A 12561-nucleotide genomic window follows, 5' to 3' on the forward strand; every position below is an offset into this window, starting at 1 on the left:
ATACTTTTTGGAGCTTTTATTCACATTTGAAAAATAATTCATACTTGTTATTTAATCCTTCATCATTTCTATCTAATTTCATACGCATGAAAACATATCGTTGGGGTATTTTAGGTGCTGGTAGAATTGCAGATAAATTTTGCGCAGCACTCAATTTTATTGATGGTTCACAAGTTTTTGCGATTGCTTCTCGTGATGCTTATAATGCACAAGCTTTTGCAGCCAAGCATAACGCTACTAAGTTTTATACCAGTTATGTTGATTTAGCTACAGACCCAGACGTTGACATTATCTACATTGCCACACCACATGCCTTTCATTACGAGCATACGATGCTTTGCTTGCAACATCAAAAGCATGTACTATGCGAAAAGCCAATGTCGCTCAATAGTAAGTTGAGTAGCGAAATGATAGATTTTGCCACTAAGCAAAACCTATTTTTAATGGAAGGTTTGTGGACGCGTTTTATGCCATTTACCGAAAAAATACTAAGCCTTATTGCAGAGGATACCATTGGCTCAATAAAACATATTCAAGCAAATTTTGGTTTTGCAGCCCCATTTGATATTAATGGTAGACTATTTAACAAAGCACTTGGTGGCGGTTCTGTTTTAGATGTAGGTATCTACCCTATTTTTCTAGCTACATTATTACTAGGTACGCCATCTGCTATTCATGCGGTTATAAATAAGGCAGCAACCGATGTAGATGAATCTGCTGATATGCAGCTACAATATACCAATAGCACAACAGCTCATTTATTGAGCAGCATTGGCTTTAATACCCCCATTACTGCTACTATATTGGGTACAAAAGGTCGTATTGAGGTTCAAAATCCATTTTTTAAAGCCACTGATTTGTCACTAATCTTAAATGACGGTACAAATGAAAGTTTTTCTTTCCCCCACCTATGCAATGGCTTTGAATACGAAATTGAACACGTGATGTATTGCCTTGAAAATGGCTTGCTGCAAAGCCCCAAAATGCCACACAGTTTTACCTTGAAACTCAGTAATATCATGGATGAAGTATTGAGTAATTTGTAATCTAAGCCATGGATAAATAATGTTCGCAATTGAAATTATGTCGTAATTTACACTTACTAAATACATTAATTTTTGCAACAACAGTTTTATAAACCGCATCCAATTTTACAAGATTTTGTAAAAGATGTTATGATTTTTGATGCCGATTTTTCTGAGGTTGAAAGTCCCGTCATTTGTCCTTTTCCTCCAATGCCACAGCAGTGTATTTATTTTTATGTAAATGATGCTATTGCAGGGCAAAAAGTAGGCGAAACAGCTTTTGTCACCAAGCCTTCAAGCATTATTGTGGGACCGCAATTAACTCGAGTAAATCTCAATCTTAATAAAAAGCATTTGATGGTTTGCGTAAGCTTTCATCCAGGTGGTTTGTATCGCTTATTGGGTATACCTATGACAGAGATTTTTGATAATGATTTTGAAACAAGCCTATTACTTGATGGTGAGATTAATCTAATTAACGAGCAACTGAAAGCAGCCATATCGTGGTCACAAATGAATGAAATTGTGCAAAGCTTTCTACTTACAAAAATTTCAAAATTAAAAGTATCCTTACCTTTTGATGAAGCCATGAAATTGTTACAACAAAGCAATGGCCAAATGTCTATAGATGCTGTTGCGTCTTTGGCTTGCTTAAGTGTAAGGCAGTTTGAACGGAAATGCAAAGAGCGTATTGGTTTACCACCCAAATTATTTGCTAGACTAATTCGTTTTTCTAAAGCTTATCGCCTTAAAGAAAGTGCCCCCAATAGTAATTGGACAAGTATTGCCTACCATAGTGGCTATTTCGATCAAATGCACATGATACGAGATTTTAAAGAGTTTGCAGGCGTAACGCCTACCATACTTGAAGCTGATATTCATAAAGCACCTGTACAATTACAAATAAATCATCGCCTCTAGCCTTATAAAACTTGTCGCATTTGTACTATGTTCTACTTTTAGGTGCCAATAGCTTTGTGTTATAAAATTATTACTATGCACACAGCTATCAATCGTAGACAACTCATGCAGCAACTAGCATTACTAACCGTTGGTTCTGTTGTATTACCTAATATCAGCTTAGCTCAAAATGCCACAGACAACAGAACTGTTTATATACCAGATGGCGCAGGCAAAAAGGCAAGTGTTAGCACTACTGACATCGTATTTAAATTAGCTAAAAATCAAACAGACATGCATCTTGGTGTTTGGGAAAGCGTTTTACAGCCCGGTACATTAGGTGCGCCACCACACATCCATAACACTTACGATGAAATTTGTCGTGTATTGGAAGGTTCTGTGCACTTTATGGTTGGCGATAAAGTAACCGAAGTAAAAGCTGGTGGCTGGCATTTACGACCTAAAGGTATCGTTCACACATTTTGGAACAGCGGCACAATACCTGCCAAAACAATAGATATGAGCGTACCTGGCGGTCACGAAGATTATATGATGGATTTGTCGGCATTATTCGAAAATCATAAAAGCCCTAAGCCAGAAGATTTTAAAAATCTAGCAGCAAAACATGATATTATCTATCGTTGGGATTTGCTGAAGGGCATCATGGAACAATACAAAGTACATTTATAAATAAAGAAGGCTGTCTAAATAATAGGCAGCCTTCTTTATAAGAAATATTTTATACACCAATCTTACACCAATTCAATCACCATCGCACTTGCACCGCCACCACCATTGCATATAGCAGCACCGCCTATTTTACCGCCCTGTTGTTTTAATACATTGATGAGGGTTACTATAATTCTTGCGCCACTGCAACCTAATGGGTGACCAATACTTACCGCACCACCATGTGCATTTACTTGTTTAGGGTATAGTTTCATTTTCTCACTATTGGCTATGCCTACCACACTAAATGCCTCGTTCAGTTCTACAAAATCTAGGTCTTTCATTTGCAAACCTGCTTTAGCAACTGCTTTTGGTAATGCCAATGCAGGTGTGGTGGTAAACCATTCTGGTGCTTGTTCAGCATCGGCGTAACTGCGTATTATAGCCAATGGTTTAATGCCCATGGCATCGGCTTTTTCTTTACTCATTAGTACCACTGCAGCAGCGCCATCATTCATGGTACTTGCATTAGCGGCGGTAACTGTACCGTCTTTTGTAAACGCTGGTTTAAGGTCGGGTATTTTATCAAATTTTACATTGTACGGCTCTTCATCTTTGGCAAATAAAATAGGTTCATCTTTTTTCTGTGGTATAGGCACAGGCACTATTTCAGCATCAAACCAGCCAGCTTCTATAGCAGCCTGACTGCGTTTGTAACTTTCTATGGCAAAAGCATCTTGCTCTTCACGGCTTATCTCTAGCGTTTTGGCACAAAGCTCTGCAAAGTTGCCCATGGCTTCTTGCTTGTAAACATCTGTCAAGCCATCTTTTGCCAAGCCATCTTCTAGCACCACATTACCATATTTATTGCCCCAGCGCAACTTGGGTGAGTAGTAAGGTACATTACTCATACTTTCCATACCGCCAGCCACTACAATATCTGCATCGCCTAGTAAAATGCTTTGCGCACCACTGGCTATCGCTTTCATGCCGCTAGCGCACACTTTGTTTACCGTGGTACAAATCACACTATCTGGCAAGCCTGCAAACTTGGCCGCCTGCCTTGCCGGTGCCTGACCAAGCCCTGCCTGAATCACACAGCCCATCAGCACTTCTTCAATATCGGTAGGTTGTAAACCCGCTTTTTCTACAGCGCCATTTATAGCAATAGCGCCCAATTGTGTTGCCGAAAAGTCTTTCAAGCTGCCGCCAAAACTACCAATAGGTGTACGCACAGCAGCAACAATATAAACGGTTCTGTTAGTCATAGTAAGCAATGTTTGTAGCGAAGGTAGATTTTTAATATTTCACACAAAGAAACAAAGAAGACAAAGGGGTTAATTGTCATGCTGAGGAACAAAGCATCTAACCGGAACTAAGTAATACTGTTGGTAAAAACAAAACAACATGGACACAAAAAACTGCCACTATTGCAGTGGCAGTTTAGCTATTAAAATAGGTCTGTTTCCGTGCTTGAGGTGTGCTATGTCCGTGCTCTTTCCGTGCTTGGGTATTGTTACAGTATTGTTTGCTTTTCTGTCACATTGCCAGGGGTATCGGTGGCTTCTATGGTTATTTTATCGCCAGCTAAACTTGCATTAACGGCTGTGGTGGTGTACACCCAATCTAGCCCGTCAGCACTTAAAACGGCTGCGCCTTCTTCTACCAATGTACCATCGGCATTAGAAATATTTACTGTTACAGAAGTCACAGCAAAATCATCAGTTGCTAGTATAATGATTTTTTCGCCCACTTTACCTGTATAGCCTGATAAATCTACACTGTCAATGTCTGGTGCTTGTAAAAAATCGGCAACTGCTACGTTAAATGCACTTTCGCCTACTTCTGCGTCAGCTTCATAAGCAGCTTTGGTAACAGGATTGGTAATGGCTGCTTTGCCATAAATAGTAGCTCGCTGAAACTTTTGCTTGTGGGCTACTTGTGCAGGGCTATCTGCCTTGGTTTTTTGTTTAGGTACTTTACCTACATAGGTTTTGCCATTACGTTGCGAGAACACTAAAATGTTGCCTACTTTACCACTTAGGCCGTGGGTGATGATGTTGTCTTTGGACTGTGCCATAGATTTTTGTATTTAAAGGTGAAAAAAAGCTTTATATACGTTCATCGGGGGGTAATGCTAAAATAGGCATTTTATATATGGCAAAATAAAGAACTCGTTGCTGGTTTTATAATATTAAGGAAATTTTAAGGTTTGGTGGGTAGTTAAACACCACGGTCTGCGACCACCCCTCTGCTGAGGGGAATTTGATGTGGTTTTCATTCCCCGCCTATGGCGGGGTGGCCGTAGGACGGGGTAGTTTCTTCTGTAAGGGCGGTAGCTTTGCTAAAGGGGTGTGATGTTTGGTGCAAAAAATGGCGGGTGTCTTCACCCGCCAGTAAGAAATGTGTGTATATTGCAGGTAAAAGTAATTGATAAGAACTTTAATAAACTAGAGTTTGCGGACGTGCCAATGATGGATTTAGCTGTGATTCATTTTGCACAATTAAAAAATTTTATGAGTAATACATCAAAAAATTCAGCAGTTCTCGCTTATATAGCAATGGCTGCTCTCGTTGCCTTTTTAATTATTGATAATGTAAATAAGGCAAAGAAAATTAAAGCGCTAAAAAAAGACATTAGCGATAATGAAGACTTAACAAAAGAGATAAAACAAAAATTGACAGAATTAATTGAAAATAATGCTGACGTAGAGCCAAAAGTTGCAAATGAGTTAGCACAAATTTCTGCGCTTTTGGAAATTAAGCAGGATAATTCAGCAGTTCTCAAACTTGCAAAAATCATTGAGAACTTACTAATAGAACTTTACAAAAATGAGAGTAAGGTTAAAGATATAGCGAGACAAAATAATCGTAAGAATCCAGTTTTTGCAGACTATATTGAGCATGGCAAAAATGAAAAAATAATTTCAACAGAAGATTATCATCAACTAAGTGTTTTGAAGATAATAAGAAATGAGGAAGCGCATAAACTTGATGTTGATAAAAGTAAATCTCGAATTGTATCTTCATTCATTTGTGGTATTGGACTTGTTCTTGCATTGTGCAGAATGTTAAAAAAGAAATCACTTGAAACTAAATCCGAGTAACTGACAGATAAAATCTCATTTACTTCAAGTTGCTTTGTTAACAGCAAATACTTGACAAAGTTTAAGAACAAAAACAGCTTTTATGAAGCACTGCTTTAAGTTTTACTATACAGTAAATGTGTAAACTTTAACTACAATTTTATGGTACTCCTCGAACAGCTAAGACACAATGAGTTAGGAACTTCGCATTTTTATTTAATCAACAAGCCAGACCATAAAGTTTTTTTAACCTATGAGTCACATACTAATAAAGCCTTTTACTACACTTTAAACGACTTAGTAGAACTAGAGGGTTCTAAACTCTTAAGAATAGCAACAGGGAATCAAACTCATTCCGCAATAAGTTTTTGGTTTTTGGCTTTAGAGTCGTATTTGAATTGTCTAATAAAAATTGTTTGCCTTAAAAAAAACATTGAATTTAAAGTTTACAAAAATCAAGACTTAGGAAAGCGGTTAGGTTCTTTGGTAGACTTACTTGAGATTGATAAAAAAGTTTTTAATGAAACAGGTATAATAGGAAGGCTTAATGAATTTTGTTTCTTCAGAAATGAATTATTTCATGATAGACATTTTGCAGAGGAAGTTGAATTCAAGAAGACAAAGTTCTCGGCTATACCTGTTTTAAGCAATCAAATTGATACTTTTCAAGCATTACTAATATACATTGAAATAACATCTTTACTTCGATATAGCATTGCTGGAATTGACTCCATGCCAAATGCTATTATCAAAAATGACTCTTATGCTTTATGGGAAAAACTGGACGTATGCTACGATGGTATTTTAAAGCCTTCATTATTGGCAGGTTTACGAAAGCATAATATTTCTACAGACCTACTACTCAATTTGCCTAACGTTACAAATTTTAAAAGCAGCATACTCAATAAAGGCGAAGTACAATCCCTAATTGCAGCTGAGCAAGAGCACGAATACTTTATACACACTAATGATTTAGTTACACATCATGTACAAGAGACTTATCAAAACTTTGTAAATAAGTATAACCTAACACCTAATACTCTTAAGCTCGCAAAAACGGTAGTTTCAGATTCAAAATTCTAAAAAGCTTTCCCGCCGTTTTGCCTTTGTTGGTGTTACTTTCACCCACAATTCTCTTCCATTTAAATACTCACAAGTATTTTGAAAACATAATTTTTTTCTTGTAAGGTTTAATGAACATTACGCTTAGATGGGGTAGATTGCTTCGTGCCTCGCAAAGACGGGTGCAGAAAACCTACGCTACAATAAAGCCCCACAACGAACAGAACGTACAAGTGTGCGATGCAACGAAGTATCATAATAGTACCAACGCTGGTTACATAAAGGAAATACAAGGGCTACAACTGTATCAACTGGTGTGGTATACCTATGGCTTGTAACTGTTGCTGTAGGCGGCGTGCATGGGTATCGGTGATGAACACTTGCCCATCATCGGCGGTGCAAACCCACTGCAAGAGGTTGTGCATGCGCTGCTCGTCTAGCTTTTCAAAAACATCATCGAGCAACAATATAGGGGTAAAGCCTTTTTGGTTTTTAAGGGTTTGCCATTCGGCTAGTTTTAGGGCAAATAGTAGGCTTTTGCGCTGCCCTTGGCTGGCTTCGTTTTTAAAGCTGCTTTGCCCCATGGTAATGGTGAGGTCGTCTTTATGAATGCCAACGGTGGTGCGCTGCAAAGCCATGTCTTTACGCTGTGCGGCTTGCAATAATTGCAGCAAAGGCGCTTGCTGCAAATCGCTGCTATAGGTGATGGCAACCTCATCTGCCTTACCAGCAATGCGCTGATAAAACTGTAATGCTAGCACTATAAAATCTTGTAAAAACTGGGTACGTTGCTGGTATAGCCACTGCCCTTTTGGGCTGAGTTGTTCGTTAAAAATGGTGAGCAAAGCCTCGTCGATATTGCCTTGTTCGGCGGCTTGTTTTAATAAGCTATTGCGCTGTTGCAATACTTTGGTGTAAGCAATTAGTTGGTGCAAATAATCTGCATCCAACTGCGATAAAATGGTATCGATAAATTTTCTACGCTCTTCGCTACCGCCAATAATCAGTTCTACATCGTCTGGCGCAATCATCACGCAAGGAAAACGGCCAATATGGTCGCTGAATTTTTTGTAAGCATCGTCGTTTACGCTAAACTCTTTTTTATTGTTTTCACGCACAATGCACAGCAAATCTTGTGGCTCGTTGTTAAGCGTAAAATGCCCTTGTAACCGCATACCTGCTAGGCCATGGTGTACGTTTTGTGCATCGGTGCGGCTGAAATAGCTTTTGGTAAAACCGAGGTAGTAAATCGCATCGAGTAGGTTGGTTTTGCCACTACCATTGAGCCCACAAATGCCTACCACTTTGCTGGTAAAAGCAAATTGCTGTTGCACATAATTGCGAAATTGTACTAACGATATGGACTGAACTTGCAGCATTGGGTAGCAAAGTAATGGTATAGTACTGATTTATTGATGAGATGAAAAAAGCTATTGCTTAACAAAATTTCTGATGAGGGCTGCAAATGCAATATCAACCTATTTCAATAGCATTTGCCTCATAGCCGGCGGGCTTCGTTCTTGCAGCGCCACTGCTTTTTATCTTTTGAAAAAATATCCTAGGATTTTTTCAATTCGCCTTTGGCGAACCTGATAAAAAAAGGTGGCTTATGCAAGAACTGGTGAAAGATGCGAGTATTAGCTTGCATGTTATATTTGTTAGCACATCTTTTTAATTATGCAAACAGACAAACCAAAACCTACTGATATAGACAGCTATATTGCTGAGTTTCCTGAAGCGACTCAAGCATTGCTGCAACAAATACGAGCTGCCATACAAACTGCTGCGCCTGACGCTAAAGAAACAATTAACTATGCGATACCGACATTTGTGTATCATGGTAATTTGGTGCATTTTGCTGGGTATAAACAGCATATAGGTTTTTATCCTGGTGCTGCTGGTATAGAAGCTTTTAAAGAAGAAATAAGCCAATACAAATGGGCTAAGGGTTCGGTACAATTTCCTATAGATGAGCCGCAGCCATTGGATTTGGTGACAAGGATTGTGACTTATAGATTGGCGCAAAATATAGCTAAGGCTACTAAGAAGAAGAAAAAGTAAGTTGCTCGCAGATTTCGCGGATTTACGCAGAAAAGATGTTTTAGGAAACACAGAGCAAGGAAGTAAAGAAGATTTGCGCATCTTTACTCTGTTGCTTCTTTGCCCTGTGGTAAGTTTATTTTTAAAAGATATTCTGCTCGCAGATTTCGCAGATACTCGCAGAAAAGATGTTTTATGAAACACAGAGCAAGGAAGCAAAGAAGATTTGCGCATCTTTACGCTGTTGCTTCTTTGCTCTGTGGTAAATTTTTGACACTAACACATTACTACTAAAACATTATATTATGCGTTTGAACAATTTTTTATTGATGACTTTCAGTTTAGTAGCAGTGCATGTATTTGCCCAAAGCCCGACAATTTCTTTACTAGATACAAGTAGAAAAGTAAGCATTAGAGGTTTAAGCGTGGTGAACGATAATGTAGTATGGTGTAGCGGTAGCAATGGTAGTGTAGCTAAAAGTATAGATGGTGGTAAAACCTTTACCTGGCAAACCATTACTGGTTACGAGAAAAAAGATTTTAGAGATATTGAGGCTTTTGATGCCAACACAGCTGTAATTATTGCTGTGGCAGAACCTGCGATTATTTTAAAAACAAAAGATGGTGGCCAAACATGGAAAAAGGTATTTGAAGATACAACAAAAGGGATGTTCTTAGATGCGATGGATTTTAGTAAAAATGGTATGGGCTGGGTAATTGGTGACCCGATTAATGACCAACTATTTAAAGCTTTATCGATAGATTTTGGTGATAATTGGGTGACAATAACTGAGCTTGATGAAACCAATAAGTTGCATAAAGGTGAGGCGTTTTTTGCATCTAGCGGTACGAACATAAAGACTAGTACAGACAAAGTGTACACGAATATTTTTGCGACTGGTGGTATGGCTTCTCGCCTATTTTACAAAAACAAAACTTACCAATTGCCAATTGTACAAGGCAAAGAATCAACTGGTGCTAATTCAATTGACGTGTTTAAAAACAAGGCTGTTGTGGTTGGTGGCGATTTTGCTAATGATAAAGACACGACTAACAACTGCGCATTGATAAACCTAAAAAGTAAAAGCGGCCGAACATTTACCAAGCCACAAATACCACCACATGGTTATAGAAGTTGTGTAGCGTACATCAACGAAAAGACGTTGGTAGCTTGCGGTACAAGTGGTGTAGATATTAGCTACGATGGTGGCAATAACTGGCAATTAATTTCTACCCAAAGCTTTCACGTAGTGCAAAAAGCTAAGAATGGTAACGCCATTTACTTAGCTGGCAGCAGAGGTAAAATTGGTAAGCTGTCATTCTGAAGAACGAAGAATCTGCTTGTCATGCTGACGAAGGAAGCATCTGATTACTAGCATTCGGTTAGATTCTTCCTTCGTCAGAATGTCATAACGCCTCAGCATGACAATTAATCTACCGCAATTTCATCTACAAATAACCAACCGGGCTTACCTGCACCGGGCTTGCCATCTGGTATTTTACCAAAATTGTGGGCAATAATTTTTAAGTATTGTGCTATTTGGCTAGGGAATTTTAGTACTACTTTTTGTTGCGTATCGTCTGATTTAAGTTCAAATTTTTCTACTAGTTTAAAAGTCTTTACCATTATCAGACACAAAGATGTCTGTTAGTGGCGATTTATAAATCCAACTGCCTTCTTGCGACAGCACATCTAATGTTACGGTGCTAAAGCTTTCGGCTTTGCCAAAATCAATGATTGCTTCCATGTTTGTACCATTAAAGCCAAGCCATTCGGCTGAGTTAATGCCTTTATTACTTAAGACATCATTCACCAAACCAAAAGCCCCACCATTACCTGGATACTGCACATTTGGTGCAGTAGTAAGTGTTATTTTTTTACCTGTGGCTTTATTGAAACGTATTATTTTAATGAAGTTCTGGTTTAAACCTTTAACACTTGCTAACAAAATTGAAGTAGTGTCTAAATAAATAGGCTTTTCGTACTTTAAATGTGCTGGTGGATAAGCTGTCCATCCTGTAGTTTTAGTATCGTAAGCACCTGCGAAATACAAAATTTCTTCCTTAGATTTTGACGACAATGACCACATCAATCCTTTATTGTCTTTCGTTGCGTAAATACTGTCCTTTATATCATAATATGCCTTACTGCTATTCACTTTCCAAAACTCGTATCGTTTAAATTGGTGTTGCAATCTATTCTCAAAATCTGGTAAGCTTTTGTTGGCTGGTTTTGTCCATAAAGCTTCGCTTAAAGCACTCATTCTTGGGAAAATCATGTATTCAAGTTTGGCAGTATTGCCAATGTATTCTGTCCACACATTGCCTTGCGCGCCCAAAATATATTGGCCTTCTTCTGCAGTTAACTCTGCTGGCAAAGGATTGTAATTATACACTTTTTCTACAGGTAAATAACTACCAATGGTTACTGAATCTTCGTTTTTGGTTTGGCTATGGTCAAAGTAGCAATACGTGCCTGGCGTCATTACTACTTGATGGTGTTGCTTGGCAGCTTCTATACCACCTTTCTCGCCTTGCCAGCTCATTACCATTGCGTTAGGGGCTAAACCACCTTCTAATATTTCGTCCCAACCCATCATTAATCTGCCTCTAGCATTTACCATTTTTTCTATGCGATGCATAAAATAGCTCTGCAATCCATCTTCATTTTTTATACCTTCTTTCTTCATTAACGCTTGGCAAAAAGCCGATTCTCGCCACCATCTTTTATTACACTCATCACCGCCAATATGTATGTATTTACCAGGAAATAAATCTATCACTTCGTTTAAAACATTTTGCAAAAATGCAAATGTGGTATCGCTTGGATTTAGTACATTATTAATGTCTGTTAAGCCCCAAGTTTGTCCTACTTCTTTTTTTACATCAGGTGTGGTAGATAATTCTGGGTAAGCTGTAATAGCTGCCAAACTATGGCCGGGTACATCTATTTCTGGTACAATGGTTACATATCTATTGGCAGCATATTGTACCACATCTTTTATTTGTTCTTGCGTGTAAAAACCGCCGTAATAAATGCTATCGTTGCCTGTACCAGGATAGCGACCAATGATAGTACCTTTTCTAAAACCCCCAACACTAGTAAGCTTGGGATATTTTTTAATTTCAATGCGCCAGCCTTGGTCATCTGTTAAATGCCAATGGAAATAATTCATTTTGTGTAGGGCAATAAAATCGATGTATTGTTTTACATAATCAACACCAAAAAAGTGACGACTTACATCTAAGTGCATACCACGATACATGAAATTAGGTGCATCGGTAATGTTGAGGCAAGGGATTTGGAATTGCTTATTTTGGATTTGAGATTTTTGAATCGGCAGCAATTGTAGGAGGCTTTGCATACCATAAAACGTACCTTCTTGTCCTTCGCCTATAACAGTTACAGCTTTGGGTGAAATATTTAACGTGTAAGTTGGGCCATTTTCAGTTTTTTTTGAAAAAAAACTTATATAGTTAGCAGTGGCTTGTTTGGAAACAGGCAACTGAAAGCCGTAGAATGTTTTCAAATACCCATTAAAAAAGTTGGCCGTATTTTCTTCAAGATCATTTCTATAAACAATGGTGGTGGTTTTAGACAGAGTGAAATTACCCTTGGTTACTTGTAATTGATTGGGCTTAGGAATAATATTAATGGTTTGCGCTTGACTATTAACAGCACAAATGGCAAATGAAGTAGCAATAATTAACTCAAGTTGCTAGTTAATTTTCTTTAGCTGTAAAGCAAACAGGAATAATGCTATTTTCAGGAGGAAGCC

At 38.2% G+C, this 12561-nt stretch carries 12 protein-coding genes; 7 read left to right on the forward strand and 5 right to left on the reverse strand.

Annotation, left to right across the window (positions count from 1 at the left end):
- Window positions 1-86: 86 nt before the first annotated feature.
- From ACT9TX_RS14005 to ACT9TX_RS14015, 3 genes are all read left to right on the forward strand, one after another.
- On the forward strand, window positions 87-1046 hold the full coding sequence (locus ACT9TX_RS14005) for a Gfo/Idh/MocA family protein (protein ID WP_481339137.1): 960 nt from the start codon (window positions 87-89) through the stop codon (window positions 1044-1046).
- A gap of 72 nt (window positions 1047-1118) precedes the next feature.
- Complete coding sequence (locus ACT9TX_RS14010) at window positions 1119-1946, forward strand: helix-turn-helix domain-containing protein (protein ID WP_481339139.1); 828 nt, start codon at window positions 1119-1121, stop codon at window positions 1944-1946.
- 75 nt (window positions 1947-2021) lie between these two features.
- Complete coding sequence (locus ACT9TX_RS14015) at window positions 2022-2615, forward strand: cupin domain-containing protein (protein ID WP_481339141.1); 594 nt, start codon at window positions 2022-2024, stop codon at window positions 2613-2615.
- A 62-nt stretch (window positions 2616-2677) separates the two neighbouring features.
- Here the strand turns inward: ACT9TX_RS14015 and ACT9TX_RS14020 are convergent, their stop codons facing one another.
- The gene (locus ACT9TX_RS14020) at window positions 2678-3862 is read right to left on the reverse strand and encodes an acetyl-CoA C-acyltransferase (RefSeq protein WP_481339142.1); all 1185 of its coding nucleotides are present in this window, start codon (window positions 3860-3862) and stop codon (window positions 2678-2680) included.
- 248 nt (window positions 3863-4110) lie between these two features.
- Entirely contained in the window at window positions 4111-4674 is a 564-nt protein-coding gene (locus tag ACT9TX_RS14025; protein WP_481339144.1) for a hypothetical protein, read from the reverse strand.
- A 277-nt stretch (window positions 4675-4951) separates the two neighbouring features.
- On the opposite strand from ACT9TX_RS14025, the gene ACT9TX_RS14030 reads away from it, so the two are divergent.
- Entirely contained in the window at window positions 4952-5701 is a 750-nt protein-coding gene (locus tag ACT9TX_RS14030) for a hypothetical protein (RefSeq protein WP_481339145.1), read from the forward strand.
- 141 nt (window positions 5702-5842) lie between these two features.
- Entirely contained in the window at window positions 5843-6763 is a 921-nt protein-coding gene (locus ACT9TX_RS14035; RefSeq protein WP_481339147.1) for a hypothetical protein, read from the forward strand.
- Between the two features lie 275 nt (window positions 6764-7038).
- Here ACT9TX_RS14035 and recF read toward each other — a convergent pair whose 3' ends face one another.
- Window positions 7039-8121: a DNA replication/repair protein RecF gene (recF, locus tag ACT9TX_RS14040; protein WP_481339148.1), complete on the reverse strand. Its 1083-nt coding sequence runs from the start codon at window positions 8119-8121 to the stop codon at window positions 7039-7041.
- A gap of 298 nt (window positions 8122-8419) precedes the next feature.
- Here recF and ACT9TX_RS14045 point away from each other — a divergent pair, with 298 nt between their 5' ends.
- Complete coding sequence (locus tag ACT9TX_RS14045) at window positions 8420-8803, forward strand: iron chaperone (protein ID WP_481339150.1); 384 nt, start codon at window positions 8420-8422, stop codon at window positions 8801-8803.
- 284 nt (window positions 8804-9087) lie between these two features.
- On the forward strand, window positions 9088-10107 hold the full coding sequence (locus ACT9TX_RS14050) for a WD40/YVTN/BNR-like repeat-containing protein (RefSeq protein WP_481339152.1): 1020 nt from the start codon (window positions 9088-9090) through the stop codon (window positions 10105-10107).
- Between the two features lie 104 nt (window positions 10108-10211).
- Here ACT9TX_RS14050 and ACT9TX_RS14055 read toward each other — a convergent pair whose 3' ends face one another.
- The gene (locus ACT9TX_RS14055; RefSeq protein WP_481339154.1) at window positions 10212-10409 is read right to left on the reverse strand and encodes a hypothetical protein; all 198 of its coding nucleotides are present in this window, start codon (window positions 10407-10409) and stop codon (window positions 10212-10214) included.
- A complete protein-coding gene (locus ACT9TX_RS14060) occupies window positions 10393-12489 on the reverse strand; it encodes a beta-N-acetylhexosaminidase (protein WP_481339156.1) in 2097 nt (698 codons plus the stop codon). The genes ACT9TX_RS14055 and ACT9TX_RS14060 overlap by 17 nt, the downstream gene beginning before the upstream one ends.
- Window positions 12490-12561 lie beyond the last annotated feature (72 nt).

The organism is Parasediminibacterium sp. HNIBRBA5674 (assembly GCF_056745525.1).

Bases quoted from the DNA above. Each gene is read 5' to 3' on its own strand.
- ACT9TX_RS14020 (WP_481339142.1), bottom strand. From the start codon at position 3,862: ATGACTAACAGAACCGTTTATATTGTTGCTGCTGTGCGTACACCTATT.
- ACT9TX_RS14025 (WP_481339144.1), bottom strand. From the start codon at position 4,674: ATGGCACAGTCCAAAGACAACATCATCACCCACGGCCTAAGTGGTAAA.
- ACT9TX_RS14035 (WP_481339147.1), top strand. From the start codon at position 5,843: ATGGTACTCCTCGAACAGCTAAGACACAATGAGTTAGGAACTTCGCAT.
- recF (WP_481339148.1), bottom strand. From the start codon at position 8,121: ATGCTGCAAGTTCAGTCCATATCGTTAGTACAATTTCGCAATTATGTG.
- ACT9TX_RS14015 (WP_481339141.1), top strand. From the start codon at position 2,022: ATGCACACAGCTATCAATCGTAGACAACTCATGCAGCAACTAGCATTA.
- ACT9TX_RS14005 (WP_481339137.1), top strand. From the start codon at position 87: ATGAAAACATATCGTTGGGGTATTTTAGGTGCTGGTAGAATTGCAGAT.
- ACT9TX_RS14050 (WP_481339152.1), top strand. From the start codon at position 9,088: ATGCGTTTGAACAATTTTTTATTGATGACTTTCAGTTTAGTAGCAGTG.
- ACT9TX_RS14030 (WP_481339145.1), top strand. From the start codon at position 4,952: ATGTTTGGTGCAAAAAATGGCGGGTGTCTTCACCCGCCAGTAAGAAAT.
- ACT9TX_RS14055 (WP_481339154.1), bottom strand. From the start codon at position 10,409: ATGGTAAAGACTTTTAAACTAGTAGAAAAATTTGAACTTAAATCAGAC.
- ACT9TX_RS14045 (WP_481339150.1), top strand. From the start codon at position 8,420: ATGCAAACAGACAAACCAAAACCTACTGATATAGACAGCTATATTGCT.